The sequence below is a fragment of the Collimonas sp. GW821-FHT07E08 genome, from assembly GCF_059418905.1.
On record NZ_JBWKQR010000005.1, the window covers coordinates 278527 to 294024 of the forward strand.

Genomic DNA, 15498 nt, shown 5'->3' on the forward strand with positions numbered 1-15498 from the left:
TTTACGACGATGAGGCTGTCGTAAAAAAACTCTGACCCCATTTAACTCTGCTTGCGAATATTTAAGCTGCCTTAAAGACCAGCAGCTGGGCGGATTCGCTTACCTGGTCGCCTACCGCGTACAGCAATTCTTCCACCAGGCCGTCGGCCGGGGCGGCGATGGTGTGTTCCATTTTCATGGCTTCCATGATCAGCAATGGTGCGCCTTTTTTTACCTGTTCGCCTTGCGTCACCAGCAGAGCCACGATCTTGCCCGGCATCGGCGCGGTCAGGCGGCCGCCTTCGGCTTCGCTGTCGCCGGCGTGCAGCAGCGGATCGACGTAAGCCAGCGTGTATTGGCTGCCTGCGTAAAACACGTGGAACTGTTCGCCTTCGCGCACCACGGTGCCGGCTACGGTCCTGTCGCCCAGGCTGATTTCAATCGCGTTGCCGTCCTCCTGCAGCACCTTCATCTGCTTGAAGGTCTGCGCCTCGAACTGCTCATGGCGCAGCAGCCAGCGTCCTGTTTCGTAGGTAACATCGAGCGGGCTGGGCTGGCCGTCGTCGACGAAGGCGAGCCGGCGCTGCAGGCTGCCGTTCAGGCGCCAGCCGTCGGTGCTGGTCCACGGATCGCTGCCGGCATTGTTGGCGGCGTTGCGCTCCGACAGCAGCAGCGATGCCGTCGCCAGCGCCAGGACCTCGATTGCCGCCGGGACGGCGGCGGGAAACAAGGTAGCGTGATGGCGTTCGATCAGGCCGGTATCCAGGTCCGCTTCCGAGAACGCCTGGCCGGCGACCAGGCGCTGCAGGAACTTGACGTTGCTGGCGAGGCCGACGATCTGGTATTGCGCCAGCGCCGCCGACATCGCGGCCAATGCCTGCCGGCGGTCCTGGCCCCAGACAATCAGCTTGGCGATCATCGGATCGTAGAACGGCGAAATGGCGTCGCCCTGGCGCACGCCGGAATCGATGCGCACGATGCTGGCGCTGGATTGGCTGACTTCAAATTCGGTCGCCGCAGGCGTGCGCAGGTGGCGCAAAGTGCCTATCGACGGCAGGAAACCCTTGTCCGGGTTTTCGGCGTAGATCCGCGCTTCCAGCGCGTGGCCGCTGAGTGTCAGCTGATCCTGCCGGAGCGGCAGCGGTTCGCCCGAAGCCACCCGCAATTGCCACTCGACCAGGTCGAGGCCGGTAATCATTTCCGTCACCGGATGCTCCACCTGCAGGCGGGTGTTCATTTCCATGAAATAGAAAGAACCGTCCTGGTTGGCAATAAACTCCACGGTGCCGGCGCCGACGTAGCCGACCGCCTTGGCTGCCGCCACCGCCGCTTCGCCCATGGCGCGCCGGCGTTCCGGCGTCATGCCCGGCGCCGGCGCCTCTTCCAGCACTTTCTGGTGGCGCCGCTGCACCGAGCAATCGCGTTCGAACAGGTAGACGCAATCGCCCTGGCTGTCGGCAAACACCTGGATCTCGATATGGCGCGGACGGGTCAGGTAACGCTCGACCAGCACCTTGTCGTCGCCGAAGCTGTTGATCGCTTCGCGTTTGCAGGATGCCAGCGCCGCCTTGAAATCGGCGCTGTGCTCGACGATGCGCATGCCCTTGCCGCCGCCGCCGGCGCTGGCCTTGAGCAGCACCGGATAGGTGATCTTGTCGGCTTGCTGCTGCAGGAAATCGGCATCCTGGGTTTCGCCGTGATAACCGGGCACCAGCGGCACCTTGGCCTTTTCCATCAGTTCCTTGGCGGCCGACTTCGATCCCATCGCCGAAATGGCGCTGGCGGGCGGGCCGATGAAGACCAGGCCGGCCTTGGCGCAAGCTTGCGCAAACTGCGCATTTTCGGACAGGAAACCGTAGCCCGGATGGATGGCCTGCGCGCCGGTAGCCAACGCCACTTCGATGATCTTGTCGGCGCGCAGGTAACTTTCCTTGGCCGCGGCCGGTCCGATCAGCACCGCCTCGTCGCATACCGCAACGTGCTTGGCGCCAGCGTCGGCGTCCGAATACACGGCCACGGTCTTGATGCCCATGCGCCGCGCGGTGGCCGCCACGCGGCAAGCGATTTCGCCGCGGTTGGCAATCAGGATCTTGGTAAACATGCTGTCTCCCCCTTTTTTTATTTATTGCGGTTGGGTGTTACTGTCGGCGGTCACTTCGCAACGCGCATCGAACGTCGACGAACGCGAATGCATGCCGAGTTTTTCCAGCAAGGCGCGGTCTTCTTCAACTTCCGGATTGCCGGTGGTAAGCAGCTTGTCGCCGTAAAAAATCGAGTTGGCGCCGGCCAGGAAACACAGCGACTGGATCGCCTCGCCCATTTGGCGGCGGCCGGCGGACAGGCGCACGCGCGCCTTCGGCATGGTGATGCGGGCCACGGCCACGGTGCGCACGAATTCGAACAGGTCGATCGGATCGATGCCGTGCAGCGGCGTGCCTTCGACCTGCACCAGGTTATTCACCGGCACCGATTCCGGATACGGCTCCAGGTTGGCCAGCTGCGCCACCAGGCCGGCGCGCTGCAGGCGCGATTCGCCCATGCCGACGATGCCGCCGCAGCACACCTTGATGCCGGCGCCGCGCACGCTGTCGAGCGTATCGAGGCGGTTCTGGTAATCGCGGGTGGTGATGATGTCGCCGTAGATTTCCGGTGCGGTGTCGAGGTTGTGGTTGTAGTAGTCAAGCCCGGCGCCCTTCAGGCGTTCCGCCTGGCCTTCGCCCAGCATGCCCAGCGTAGCGCAGGTCTCCAGGCCGAGCGCCTTGACTTCGCGCACCATTTCTTCGACCTTTTCCAGGTCGCGGTCTTTCGGCTCGCGCCATGCTGCGCCCATGCAGAAACGGGTTGCGCCGTGCGCCTTGGCCTGGCGCGCGGCTTCCAGCACGGTATCCAGCGGCAGGATCTTTTGCGCGGTGACGCCGGTGTCGTAGCGCGCCGCCTGCGGACAGTAGCCGCAATCTTCCGGGCAGCCGCCGGTCTTGATCGACAGCAGCGTCGCCAGTTCGACTTCGTTAGGATCGAAATTTTCGCGGTGGATTTGCTGCGCCTTGAACATCAGTTCGTTGAACGGCAGGTTGAACAGGTCGAGCACGGTTTGCACCGGCCATTTGGCGTCTGCCGGCAGCACCATCGGTTTGGCGGCCGGCTGGAATGTGATTGGTTGCGATGACATGATCTGACTTCCTTTGTGTTGAGGGAATACGGTTAAATTGGGTTGGTGCCGGATGGCGCAGGCCAACCCGGCAAACATGAAAAATCCAGGTGGCTGGCGGCGGCCTCGACCATTGCCCTGGCCGGCAGTTCGCCCATGCGCGGCACGCGGCCGAGAAACGGTGCATCGATGCGGCTCTTCAATGCCGCGATATTGGCGTCGGCATTGAGCATGGCCGGGTCGACCGTGTTGGCGACCCAGCCGGCCAATTGCAAGCCGCGCGCGGCAATCGCCTCGGCCGTCAGCAACGCGTGGCTGATGCAGCCCAGCCGCAAACCCACCACCAGCACCACCGGCAAGCCGAGCTGCTGCGCCAGGTCGGCGGTGTCGTGCGTATCGTTGAGCGGCACGCGGAAGCCGCCGACGCCTTCGACGATCACCGCATCGGCCAGCGCGGCGATCTGCTGATAACAAGAAAGAATATGCGCCAGTTCTATCGTCCGTTCCTCCTGTGCCGCAGCGATATGCGGTGCGGTCGGCTGGCGCAGCAGGAACGGCGTGCTCAGTTCCTGCGGCAGGGCCACGCTGGCTTCCGCCGCCAGGACATCGGCATCGTCGTTGCGCCAGGCGCCGTCGCGCAGTTCGGCGCCGGCGGCGACCGGTTTCATGCCGGCGCTGCGCACGCCGGTTTTGGTCAGCCCGCGCAGCAGCGCGCCGGCGATCAGCGTCTTGCCGATTTCGGTATCGGTGCCGGCAATGAACCAGGCAGCCTTTTGCGGATTGGCGATCGATTTAGCCATGGCCGATCACGCTTTCGAAAACCGCGGCAGTACGGGTTGCCAGCAAATCTATTTCCTGGTCGTCCAGGATATACGGCGGCATCAGGTACACCGTCTTGCCGATCGGCCGCAGCAGCAATTCATGCTCTACCGCGCTGGCGAAAAAACGGCGCGAGAAAGTCGCCGCCATGGCTTTGCTGTCGATGACCGCATCAAACGCCCAGATCATGCCGCGCTGGCGGAAATGGCGCACCTGCGGATGCTGCGCCAGCGGCGCCAGCGCCTCGGTGATGCGCTGGGCGCGCCCGCGGTTGGCGTTGATCACGTCGTCTTCCTCGAAAATCTCCAGCGTCGCCAGCGCCGCCCGGCAGGCCAGCGGATTGCCGGTGTAGGAATGCGAATGGAGGAAACCGCGCGCCAGGTCGTTATCGTAGAACGCCCGGTAGATTTCATCGCGCGTCATCACCAGCGACAACGGCAGGTAACCGCCGCTGATGCCCTTCGACAGGCACAGGAAGTCCGGCCAGACCGGCGGCTCGCCCGGAGCCGCCGCCTGCTCGGAGGCAAAGAAGGTGCCGGTGCGGCCGCAGCCGACGGCGATCTCGTCAAAGATCAGGTGGACTTTGTAGCGGTCGCACAAAGCCCGCAATTCGCGCAGATAGGCCGGATCGTGCATCGCCATGCCGGCAGCGCATTGCACCAGCGGTTCGATGATGATGGCGGCGATATGGCTGGAGCGCTGCTGCAGCAGTTTTTCCAGCGTGGCGGCAGCGCGCAGGGCGACATCCTCAGCGCTTTCGCCATCGCGCGCACCGCGCGCATCGGGCGATGCCACCACATGCGCCTGGCGCAGCAAAGGGCCGTAAGCGTCGCGGAACAAGGGCACGTCGGTAACCGCCAATGCGCCTATGGTTTCGCCGTGATAGCTGCCTTTCAGGCAAACGAATTCCTGCTTGTCGGCGTAGCCGGCGTTGCGCCAGGCGTGGAAGCTCATCTTCAGGGCGATTTCAACCGCCGAGGCGCCGTCCGACGCGTAGAAACAGTGGCCCAGCACATTGCCGGTGCGCGCCGCCAGCTGCTCCGACAGCTGCACCACCGGTTCATGCGTAAAACCGGCCAGCATCGCATGTTCGAGCTGGTCGAGCTGGTCCTTGAGCGCGGCATTGATGCGCGGATTGGCGTGGCCGAACAGGTTGACCCACCAGGAACTGATCCCGTCCAGGTAGCGTTTGCCGTCGGTGTCGTACAGCCAGGCACCGCGGCCACGGCTGACCGCGATCAGCGGCACCGATTCGTGGTGCTGCATCTGGGTGCACGGATGCCAGACGCTGTCCAGGCTGCGCTGGACCAGGCTCGGCTGTGCTGCCGGCGTGGCTGCCTTGTTTGCTGCCTTATTTGTTACCTTATCCAACTGTGCTCCTCGATATGCGTCGCGAATCCGCGTCGGCATGATGTGCAGCCAGCGCCCGCAAAGCGCCGGCCAATTGATCCACCTGTTCGATGCTGTGCGCCGCCGATAACGATATGCGCAAGCGCGCCGTACCCTTGGGCACGGTCGGCGGCCGGATGGCCGGCACCCAGATGCCCTGCTCGCGCAAGCCGGCCATCAGGTCCAGCGCCAGCTGGTTGTCTTCGACGACCAGCGCCTGCACCGGCGTCTCGGATGGCAGCAGCGGCCATGGCAAACTGGCCAGTCCGCTGCGCAAGCGCGCAATCAGTTCACGCAAATGCTGCTGCCGCCAGTCTTCCTCTTGCATCAGCCTGACCGCCGCCAGCAAGGCGCTCGCCAGCATCGGCGGGCTGGCGGTGGTAAACACATAAGTGCGCGCCCGCTGCAGCAGCCATTCGATCAGCAGCGCATCGCCGGCGACGAAAGCGCCAGCCACGCCCGCGGCCTTGCCCAGGGTTCCCATGTACAGGATGCGTTGCGACTGCAAACCGAAATGCGCCAGGCTGCCGCGCCCTTGCGGACCCAGCACGCCAAAGCCGTGGGCGTCGTCGACCAGCAGCCAGGCATCGTATTTTTCACACAGCGCCAGCAGTTCCGGCAAGGGGGCGATATCGCCGTCCATGCTGAATACCGCATCGGTGACGACCAGCTTGCGCGGATGCTCGCTCTTGGCCAGCAATTGTTCCAGCCTCGCCACATCGGCATGCGGATAGACGCGGAACTGCGCGCCGGACAAGCGGGCGCCGTCTATCAGGCAAGCGTGGTTCAGCCGGTCCGAGAAGACGATATCGCCGGGACCGGCCAGCGCCGGGATCGTCCCCATGTTGGCCATGTAACCGGTCGAAAAATGCAGGGCGCGCGGCATGCCGACAAATTCCGCCAGCGCCAGCTCCAGCTCTTCGACTACGCTGGTGTGGCCGCTGATCAGGGCCGACGCGCTGGCGCCGACCCCGTATCGGTCGAGCCCGGCCTGGGCGGCGGCGCGCAGCGCCGGATGGTTCGCCAGGCCGAGATAATCGTTATTGCAAAACGCCAGGTATTGCCGGCCTTCGACTTCCAGCAACGGCCCCTGCGGCCCGTCGACGATACGCCGCTTGCGCACCAGCTTCTGCTCTTGCAGCGCCGCCAGCTGGTCGCGGATCTGGGTCAGCAGCTCAGGCATATTGAACTTCCGCCTGGGATGCGCGCACGGCTGCCGGCGGCCACGCAAACAACAGCGGCAGCCGGTCCAGGCTGCGGTACACCGCATTGCCGCCCCAGGATTGGACCACGCCGGCCAGCTGCAGCTGCGGCAAGCGCTGCATCACGCTGCGCATGGCGATTTCCGCCTCCAGGTAAGTCAGCGTGGCGCCGATGCAGACATGCGGGCCGTAGCCGAAGGACAGGTGGGCGCCCTGGTTGCGCTGGATATCGAGCCGGTCAGGGTCCGTGAATTTTTCCGGATCGCGATTGGCGGCGCCGATCAGCGGGATCACCAGGTCGCCTTTTTTCATCAGCTGGCCATGCATCTCGACATCGACCTTGAGGCGGCGTCCGGTGTACTGCACCGGGCTGTCGAAACGCAGCAGCTCCTTCAAGGCTGACGGCAGCAGCGCCGGCGTCTCTTGCAGAGCCTGCCATTGCTCCGGATGCTGCAGCAGCGCCAGCATGCCGTTGCCCAGCAGGTTGCGTGTGGTTTCATGGCCGGCGAACAGCAGCGTGCAGCACTGCGCCAGCAATTCCTTGGTGGTGATGATGCCGCCAGTGGCTTCGGCGCGTATCAGCTGGCTCATCAGGTCGTCGCCAAGCGCTGCGCGGCGCTGCGGCAGCAGCTGGCGGAAATAGTCGTTCATGGCGACCAGGCTGGCCTGGGCCGCGCGGGCGATCTCCAGGGTCGGCGTCGGGCTGCCGATGAAAGCGGCGATATCGTCGGACCAAGCCACGAATTCGCTGCGGTCTGCGGCGGCGATGCCGAGCATGCCGGCAATCACCAGCGCCGGCAAGGGACGGGCAAAATCGCTCATGAAGTCAAACTGCGCGAACTGGCCGGATGCGCCGTCGGCGGCCTTGGCCGTTATCTGGTCCAGCAGGCGGTCGACAATTTCCTGGATCTGCGGCGCCAGCTCCTGCAACGCCGATGGCTTGAAACCGGCGTTCATCACCTGGCGCAGGCGGGTGTGCTGGGGCGCGTCCACGAACAGCAGCGAACGCGAAAAAATGCGCTTGAACTCGCGCAGCTCGGTCAAGGCTTCCGGACCGCTGCTGTTGGCCCAGCCGCCGGCGCGCCGCACCGAAAAGCGCGGATCGCGCAGCACGCTGGCGACATCGGCGTGGCCCGTCAGCAGCCAGGCGCCGCCGCAGAATTCCGGGCTCCAGTGCAGCGCGCCCGCGGCACGCAGGGCGTGGTAGGCGGGGTACGGGTCATTCAAGAATTCTTCATTAATCATTTAACATCTTTTCCAGCATCTGCTTTGGCAAAATCGTCTTTGCAAGGACGAGATTGTATGTGATCACGCCAACCAGGATGGTTTGCGCTTCTCCAGGAAGGCGCGCACGCCCTCGCGCCCCTCGGCGGAAGCGCGGATTTTGGCGATCTCTTCCACAGTGTCGGCGATCAGCACTTCCGTCAGCGGCTGGCCGGCAACCGCACGTACCAGGCGCTTGGCCTCGGTCACGGCGTTGGGGCTGGCCGCCAGCAGGGCCTTGAGCAGCAAAGCCACGCTTTCATCCAGTTTTTCCGCCGCCGCCACTTCGTGCACCAGGCCCAGCTTTTGGCCGGTTTCGGCGGAAAAGCGCTCGGCGGTAATGAAATAGCGCCGCGCAGCCGATTCGCCGATAGCCTTGATGACGTAAGGCGAGATGGTGGCCGGGATCAGCCCTATCTTCACTTCCGACAGGCAGAACTGCGCCGTCTCCACCGCCGCCACGATATCGCAGGCAGCCACCAGGCCAAGTCCGCCGGCATAACAGTCGCCCTGCACCTTGGCGATCACCGGCTTGGGGCATTGGTAAATAGTGCGCAGCATGGTCGCCAGCAGCGCGGCATCGGCGCGGTTCTGCTCCGGCGTATAGTCGGCCATCGCCTTCATCCAGTTGAGGTCGCCGCCGGCGCAGAACGCCGCGCCGCTGGCGGCCAGCACGATCGCCCTCACCTCGGCCATGCTGCCCAGTTCGGCAAAGGCGTGGGTGATTTCGGCAATCATGGTTTCATTGAAAGCATTGCGCACCTCGGGCCGGTTGAGGACGATGGTCGCTACCTGAGGCGCATGCTGTATTGCTAAGGTCTGATAAGTCACTTGTTCATCTCCGCTTGTGGCAACGGGCCAGCGTCGCAAAATATTGCTGCTTCATTGTTTCAACGGCTCCGCAGGAAATCCGTTCCGTCCCAGGAACTCCGCCACCAGCGGCTCCCAGATGTTCAAGCCGGCCACAAACAGCGTATGGCCGTTCTTGGCAAACGGCGGCAGCAGCTTGAATTCAGCCTGGCCGCCTGCCTGGTTAAACGCGGCGTGCCAGGCCTGGCTGTATTGCGGGCCGAAATACAGGTCGTTTTCGGTATATATCCATAACATCGGCACCTTGGCGGTCTTGCCGAATTCGGCGTACATGCTTTCCAGCTTGCCGCCCTGGCAAGGCACGCCTGGATGGGTCTCGGGATCGCCGCCGGAGCCGCCGGCAAAATTGATCGCGGCCACCAGGCCCTGAGGCATCTTGGCAGCGGTAGCGGTAGTGGTGTAGCCGCCCACCGACTGGCCGATCAGCAGCACCCGCTCGGGGTTGACGTAGGGCTGCTGCTTGGCATAGGCCAGCACCGCCAGCACTTCCGTGCTGGCAGCCTCGGCCATCGGTGCGTAATCTTTATCGCGGCAGCCGCCGCTGTCCTCCGGATCCGGATCGACGCCGGTATCGCCGTAGCCGAGGCGGGTCGGCACGAACACGGCAAAACCGCGCTCGGTGAAGAAACGCGCTTGCTGGGTGTAGCGGAAACGTCCAGGCTTGGAGCGGTCGTTGCCGCGGCCGTGATTGATGATGACGATCGGGAACGGTCCGGCGCCGGCCGGCTTGAATTGCGTCACGATGACCTTGCCGGTGAACGTGCGGCCGTACAGGTTCTTGACCGTCGCCGGCACGCTGGCGACAACTTCGTTCAAGTCCTGCGCCAGCGCCTGCCCTGCCGCATGCGCCGACCAGATGCACAGGCAGGCGCACGCCAAGGCATGGCGCGCCGCCCGTGTCACCGTTATCCCTGCCAATCTGCTCATGGTTTTTCCGTTATCTGGTTTTACATCCGGAACACGCCGAACCTGGTGTCCGCAATCGGCGCGTTCAAGGCTGCGCTCAAACCCAGCCCCAGCACCTTGCGGGTATCGGCCGGATCGATCACGCCGTCGTCCCACAGGCGAGCGGAGGCGTAATACGGATGGCCCTGGTGTTCATACTGGTCGCGGATCGGCTTCTTGAAAGCTTCCTCTTCCTCCGCGCTCCAGCTTCCGCCCTTGCCTTCGATGCCGTCGCGCTTGACGGTAGCCAGCACGCCGGCAGCCTGTTCGCCGCCCATCACCGAGATGCGCGCATTCGGCCACATCCACAGGAAGCGCGGCGAATAGGCGCGGCCGCACATGCCGTAGTTGCCGGCGCCGAAGCTGCCGCCGATGATGACGGTCAGCTTGGGCACCGCGGTGGTCGCCACCGCAGTCACCATCTTGGCGCCGTTGCGGGCGATGCCTTCGTTTTCATAGCGGCGGCCGACCATGAAGCCGGTGATGTTTTGCAGGAATACCAGCGGGATCTTGCGCTGCGAGCACAGTTCGATGAAATGCGTGCCTTTCAGGGCCGCCTCCGAAAACAGGATGCCGTTGTTGGCGACGATGCCGACCGGCATGCCGTAGATATGGGCGAAGCCGCAAATCAGCGTGGTGCCGTAGCGCGCCTTGAATTCGTCGAATTCGCTGCCGTCGACGATGCGCGCGATCACTTCGCGCACATCGAAAGGCTTGCGGGTATCGAGCGGGATCACGCCGTACAGTTCCTGGGCCGGGTATTTCGGTTCGACCACGGGGCGCAGCAGCGGGCCCGGCGGTTTCTGGCGGTTCAGGTTGGAGACGATGGTGCGCGCCAGCGACAGCGCATGCATGTCGTTTTGCGCCAGGTGGTCAGCCACGCCGGACAAGCGGGTGTGGACATCGCCGCCGCCCAGGTCTTCCGCGCTCACCACCTCGCCGGTCGCGGCTTTCACCAGCGGCGGCCCGGCCAGGAAAATCGTGCCCTGGTTCTTGACGATGATGGATTCGTCGCTCATCGCCGGCACATAGGCGCCGCCGGCGGTGCACGAGCCCATCACCACGGCGATCTGCGGAATGCCTTTGGCCGACAGGTTGGCCTGGTTGTAGAAGATGCGGCCGAAATGGTCGCGGTCCGGAAACACTTCGTCCTGGTTCGGCAGGTTGGCGCCGCCGCTGTCGACCAGGTAGATGCAGGGCAGGTTGTTCTGTTCGGCGATTTCCTGCGCGCGCAAATGTTTTTTGACGCTGAGCGGATAGTAGGTGCCGCCTTTCACGGTGGCGTCATTGCAGACCACCACGCATTCCTGGCCGGCGATGCGGCCGATGCCGGTAATCACGCCGGCGGCGGGCGCCGCATCGCTGCCATCCTTGTCCTTGTAGACGTGGTAGGCCGCCAGCTGGGAAAATTCCATGAACGGCGTGCCGGGATCGAGCAGCATCTGCACCCGTTCGCGCGGCAGCAGCTTGCCGCGCGCCACATGCTTGCTGCGCGCGGCTTCGCCGCCGCCCTCGGCGATCTGCGCGACTTTCTGGCGCAGGTCGTCGACCAGCAGGTTAAGCGCGTTGGCGTTTTGCTGGAATTCTTCGCTGCGTGGATTCAGCTTGCTTTCTAACTGGGGCATTGCGATGTCCTTTGTCTCTTGTTTTTGGAACCATTCTTTTGGAACGTTTTTTTTACGCGGTGTGGATGTCGTTGAGCTTCAACTCGTCCTTCATCGCTTCACGGATCTTGAATTTCTGGATCTTGCCGGTCACCGTCATCGGGAACGCATCGACAAACCGGATATAGCGCGGCACCTTGTAGTGGGCGATCTGGCCCTGGCAAAAATCGCGCACGGCTTGTTCGTCCGCGGCCTGGCCGGGGCGCAGGATAATCCAGGCGCACAACTCCTCGCCGTATTTCGGATCCGGCACGCCGACCACCTGCACATCCTGGATCGCCGGGTGGCGGTACAGGAATTCTTCGATCTCGCGTGGGTAGATATTCTCGCCGCCGCGGATCACCATGTCCTTCATGCGGCCGACGATGTTGACGTAGCCTTCGCTGTCCATGGTCGCCAGGTCGCCGGTATGCATCCAGCCTTCGCTGTCGATCGCTTCGCGCGTCTTTGCTTGGTCGCCCCAATAGCCGTGCATCACCGAATAACCGTGGGTGCACAGTTCGCCGGAACTGCCGATCGGCATCACCGCGCCGGATTCGGGATCGACGATTTTCACTTGCAGGTGCGGCTGTACCTGGCCGACCGTGGAAACGCGTTTCTCCAGCGGCGTATCGGTCATGCTCTGGCAGCTGACCGGGCTGGTTTCGGTCATGCCGTAAGCGATCGTGATCTGTTCCAGGTGCATGTCGCGCACCACCCGTTTCATCACTTCGATCGGACACGGCGAACCGGCCATGATGCCGGTGCGCAGCGTCGACAGGTCGAATTCGGCAAAGCGCGGATGGTCCAGCTCGGAGATGAACATGGTGGGCACCCCGTGCAAGCCGGTGCAGCGTTCTTCCTGCACCGCCTGCAGCACCGACAGCGGCTCGAAGCCATCGTTGGGATAGACGATGGTGGCGCCATGCGTCAGGCAGGCCAGGTTGCCGAGCACCATGCCGAAGCAGTGATACAGCGGCACCGGGATGCAGAGCCGGTCTTGCGCGGTCAGCTTCATCGCTTCGCCGATGAAAAAGCCGTTGTTCAGGATATTGCGGTGGGTCAGCGTCGCCCCTTTCGGGAAGCCGGTGGTGCCGCTGGTGAACTGGATGTTGATCGGATCGCCGACCTGCAGGCGGGCGCCGATCTCGGCCAGCCGCGGGTCGGCCGCATCGCCGCTCGCGATCAGGTCAGCAAAACGCAACATGCCCGGCTCCTCGCCGCCACCGAGTTGGATCACGGTTTTCAGGGACGGCAGGCGCACTGCCTGCAGTTGCCCCGGGATAGCGTGCTGCAGTTCCGGCGCCAGCGCGCGTATCATTTCCAGGTAATCGCTGGTCTTGAAACTGGTCATCGAAATCAGCGCCTTGCAGCCGACGTTGTTGAGCGCGTACTCCAGCTCGCTGACCCGGTAGGCCGGATTGATGTTGACCAGGACGATGCCGGCATAGGCCGTGGCCAGCTGCGTCAGCAGCCACTCGGCATTGTTGTGCGACCAGATGCCGATGCGGTCGCCCGGCTGCAGGCCGAGCTTGAGCATGGCGCTGGCCAGCTGCCGCGCCTGGCCTTGCAATTGCCGGTAGCTGAGGCGGATCTGCTGGTGGCGCGACACCAGCGCATCGTTGCCGGCTACCCGCTCCACCATTTCATCGAAGAAAATGCCGATCGTCTGTTCGATCAGCGGCATATCCTGGCTGCCGCGATCGATGCTGGAATTCAGTTGTTTCATAGCCTTGTCTCCTGTTATGGCCGCCGCTGCTTCCCGTGATGATTTTTATTTTTCCGGGAAACTGCCATCGACATAAAACCAGCATGGCTGGCTTTCTGTTCCCGCTTCGCGCTCGCGCACAAAGCGGCTGATCTCATGCAAGCGCTGCGCACGGCCGTCGATCTTGTAGCGCGCCACGAATTCCACCGTGGCGCTGTCGCCTTCCGCCTGGTGCTTGCGCACCTCCAGGCCCAGCCACTTCAGCCCCGCTTCGGCGGCGACAGGCTCGGGCGGCCGGGTGCTGCCATGCCATGTCGCCCGCAGGTAAGCATCCTTGCCCATCACATACGCGCTATAGCGCGAGCGCATCAGCGCCAGTGCTGTAGGCGCGGCTTCCGCGCCACTGTGATAACGGCCGCAGCACTGTGCATAACTGCCGCCGCCGCAGGGACAATCCATCGCCTTCTCTTTCAAATCTTGCCATCCCTCAGGAATGCTTCGAGCTGGTCGAAGCGGTCGAAACCCCAGAACGACTCGCCGTCGACAATCACGAACGGTGAACCGAACACGCCGCGCGCCATCGCCAGGTCGACTTCCGCCTTCAGCTGGTTCTTGATCGGCAGGCTGTTGATGCCGTCGCCCAGGCCGTTGGTGTCGATGCCGCTGTGGTGGCCAATTTCCAGCAAATGCATCGGTTCGCCGATATTGATGCCGTCGACGAAATAAGCCTTGTAAATCTGCTTGGCGAACTTGATGGCCTTGTCTTCGCCTTGCTTGCCGCGCACCCACAGCACGGCGCGCGCCGCCGCCTGCGTCGCGATCGGGAAAGCGCCGGGACGCTTGTAAGGAATGCCGTGAAAGCGCGCGCTGCGCTCGAAGTCGTGGAACGAATAGTCGCCCTTGATCGGCACCTGGGCCAGCGGCGCCGAGCCGGTGGTCTTGAATACCGGGCCTAGCAGGATCGGATGCCATTCGACATCGCGCTGGTATTTTGCGGCCAGCTCATCGATATGGGTAGCGGCGAAATAACCATACGGAGAGGAAAAATCGAAGTAGAAATCAATTGCGGCGGCCATCTTCTTATACCTTGTTGGAAATGGTAAGGACCAACGCGAATTACGCTGTAGGTAAAACCCGCCCTACTTGTTTAAATCATAATTCGCCAAGACCAATAACAAAGATCAGCGCCGATCCGCGGAAATCCCACGGAAAAACGCTGATCCATTTACTGCTTGCTACCGTGTTGCGCTAACGATGGCTTGCTGTCGTCCCTCAGACCAGTTCGACGGCAATCGCAGTGCCTTCGCCGCCGCCGATGCAGAGCGACGCCACGCCGCGCTTGCCGCCCTTTGCCTTCAAGGCGCCCAGCAACGTGACGATGATGCGCGCACCGGAAGCGCCGATAGGATGGCCGAGCGAGCATGCGCCGCCGTGGACGTTGATCTTGCTGTGCGGGATGTCGTGTTCCTTCATGACCGCCATCGGCACCACGGCGAATGCTTCGTTGACCTCGAACAGGTCGACATCGCTGTTCTTCCAGCCGACTTTCTTGTACAGCTTTTCAATCGCGCCTACCGGTGCGGTAGTGAACCATTCCGGTTCCTGCGAATGGCTGGCGTGGCCGAGGATGCGGGCAATCGGCGTGCAGCCGAGTTTCTTGGCGGTCGATTCGCGCATCAGCACCAGTGCCGCGGCGCCGTCGTTGATCGATGACGACGAAGCGGCGGTAATGGTGCCGTCCTTCTTGAACGCCGGGCGCAGCGACGGGATCTTTTCCACCTTGGCTTTTTGCGGACCTTCATCCTTGTCGATCACGGCTTCGCCGGCGCGGCTGGTGACCGTCACCGGTGCGATTTCCCATTTGAAGGAACCATCGGCAGTCGCCGCCTGCGCGCGCTGCGCCGACGCGATCGCAAATGCATCCTGGTCAGCGCGGCTGAAATGGTATTTGGCGGCGCACTCTTCGCCGAAGGTGCCCATGGAACGGCCGCCGCCGTTCTCCAGCTTGGAATAAGCGTCTTCCAGGCCGTCCAGCATCATGTGGTCGAGGACGGTGCCGTGGCCGACGCGGTAGCCGCTGCGTCCCTTCGGCAGCAGGTAAGGCGCATTGGTCATCGATTCCATGCCGCCGGCAACCACCACTTCATTGGTCCCTGCCAGCAAGGCATCGAAAGCGAACATGGTGGCTTGCATCGCCGAGCCGCATACCTTGGAAATGGTGGCGGCATTGGCCGACACCGGCAAACCGGCCTTGATGGCGGCCTGCCGTGCCGGCGCCTGGCCCTGGCCGGCTTGCAGCACGTTGCCGAACAACACGGCGTCGACTTGCTCCGGTTTCAGGCCGGCGCGCTCCACGGCGGCCTTGATCGCCACGGCGCCCAGGTCGCTGGCGGTCAATGACGAAAAATCACCCTGAAACGCACCCATTGGAGTACGCGCTGCACCGACGATAACGATTGGGTCATTCATGTTGTTTCTCCAGATTACGACAACTTGTAAGCAACTTCGGGATCGCTTGTATCCGCTTGCAAT

Annotated in this window: 13 protein-coding genes; all 13 read right to left on the reverse strand. The window is 63.3% G+C overall.

Translation table 11 applies throughout. The features are described 5' to 3' along the window. Positions 1 to 61: 61 nt before the first annotated feature. Entirely contained in the window at positions 62 to 2080 is a 2019-nt protein-coding gene (locus AC07RZ_RS08970; RefSeq protein WP_494667693.1) for an acetyl/propionyl/methylcrotonyl-CoA carboxylase subunit alpha, read from the reverse strand. A gap of 21 nt (positions 2081 to 2101) precedes the next feature. Then, entirely contained in the window at positions 2102 to 3148 is a 1047-nt protein-coding gene (bioB, locus tag AC07RZ_RS08975) for a biotin synthase BioB (RefSeq protein ID WP_144738180.1), read from the reverse strand. A gap of 32 nt (positions 3149 to 3180) precedes the next feature. Beyond that, positions 3181 to 3927: a dethiobiotin synthase gene (gene bioD / locus AC07RZ_RS08980; RefSeq protein ID WP_494667694.1), complete on the reverse strand. Its 747-nt coding sequence runs from the start codon at positions 3925 to 3927 to the stop codon at positions 3181 to 3183. Beyond that, a complete protein-coding gene (bioA, locus tag AC07RZ_RS08985; RefSeq protein ID WP_494667695.1) occupies positions 3920 to 5317 on the reverse strand; it encodes an adenosylmethionine--8-amino-7-oxononanoate transaminase in 1398 nt (465 codons plus the stop codon). Before bioA ends, bioD begins: the two co-directional genes overlap by 8 nt. Further along, positions 5310 to 6518 (reverse strand): 8-amino-7-oxononanoate synthase, encoded by a 1209-nt coding sequence (gene bioF, locus AC07RZ_RS08990; RefSeq protein ID WP_494667696.1) that lies wholly within the window; start codon positions 6516 to 6518, stop codon positions 5310 to 5312. Before bioF ends, bioA begins: the two co-directional genes overlap by 8 nt. Beyond that, the gene (locus tag AC07RZ_RS08995) at positions 6511 to 7782 is read right to left on the reverse strand and encodes a cytochrome P450 (RefSeq protein ID WP_494667697.1); all 1272 of its coding nucleotides are present in this window, start codon (positions 7780 to 7782) and stop codon (positions 6511 to 6513) included. The genes bioF and AC07RZ_RS08995 overlap by 8 nt, the downstream gene beginning before the upstream one ends. A 63-nt stretch (positions 7783 to 7845) precedes the next feature. Beyond that, a complete protein-coding gene (locus AC07RZ_RS09000; protein ID WP_494667698.1) occupies positions 7846 to 8631 on the reverse strand; it encodes an enoyl-CoA hydratase/isomerase family protein in 786 nt (261 codons plus the stop codon). Positions 8632 to 8682: 51 nt separating this feature from the next. Next, positions 8683 to 9597, reverse strand: a complete 915-nt coding sequence (locus AC07RZ_RS09005) for an alpha/beta hydrolase family protein (protein WP_494667699.1) — start codon at positions 9595 to 9597, stop codon at positions 8683 to 8685. A gap of 20 nt (positions 9598 to 9617) precedes the next feature. After that, positions 9618 to 11240 carry a carboxyl transferase domain-containing protein gene (locus AC07RZ_RS09010; protein WP_494667700.1) on the reverse strand — a complete coding sequence of 541 codons (1623 nt, stop codon included), beginning with the start codon at positions 11238 to 11240 and terminating at the stop codon, positions 9618 to 9620. Positions 11241 to 11292: 52 nt separating this feature from the next. Further along, a complete protein-coding gene (locus tag AC07RZ_RS09015) occupies positions 11293 to 12987 on the reverse strand; it encodes an AMP-binding protein (protein WP_494667701.1) in 1695 nt (564 codons plus the stop codon). Positions 12988 to 13032: 45 nt separating this feature from the next. Beyond that, entirely contained in the window at positions 13033 to 13425 is a 393-nt protein-coding gene (locus tag AC07RZ_RS09020) for a YchJ family metal-binding protein (protein WP_144738388.1), read from the reverse strand. A gap of 11 nt (positions 13426 to 13436) precedes the next feature. Next, complete coding sequence (locus AC07RZ_RS09025) at positions 13437 to 14042, reverse strand: 2-hydroxychromene-2-carboxylate isomerase (RefSeq protein ID WP_144738171.1); 606 nt, start codon at positions 14040 to 14042, stop codon at positions 13437 to 13439. A gap of 196 nt (positions 14043 to 14238) precedes the next feature. Further along, entirely contained in the window at positions 14239 to 15435 is a 1197-nt protein-coding gene (locus AC07RZ_RS09030) for an acetyl-CoA C-acetyltransferase (protein ID WP_092401933.1), read from the reverse strand. Between the last annotated feature and the right edge of the window lie 63 nt (positions 15436 to 15498).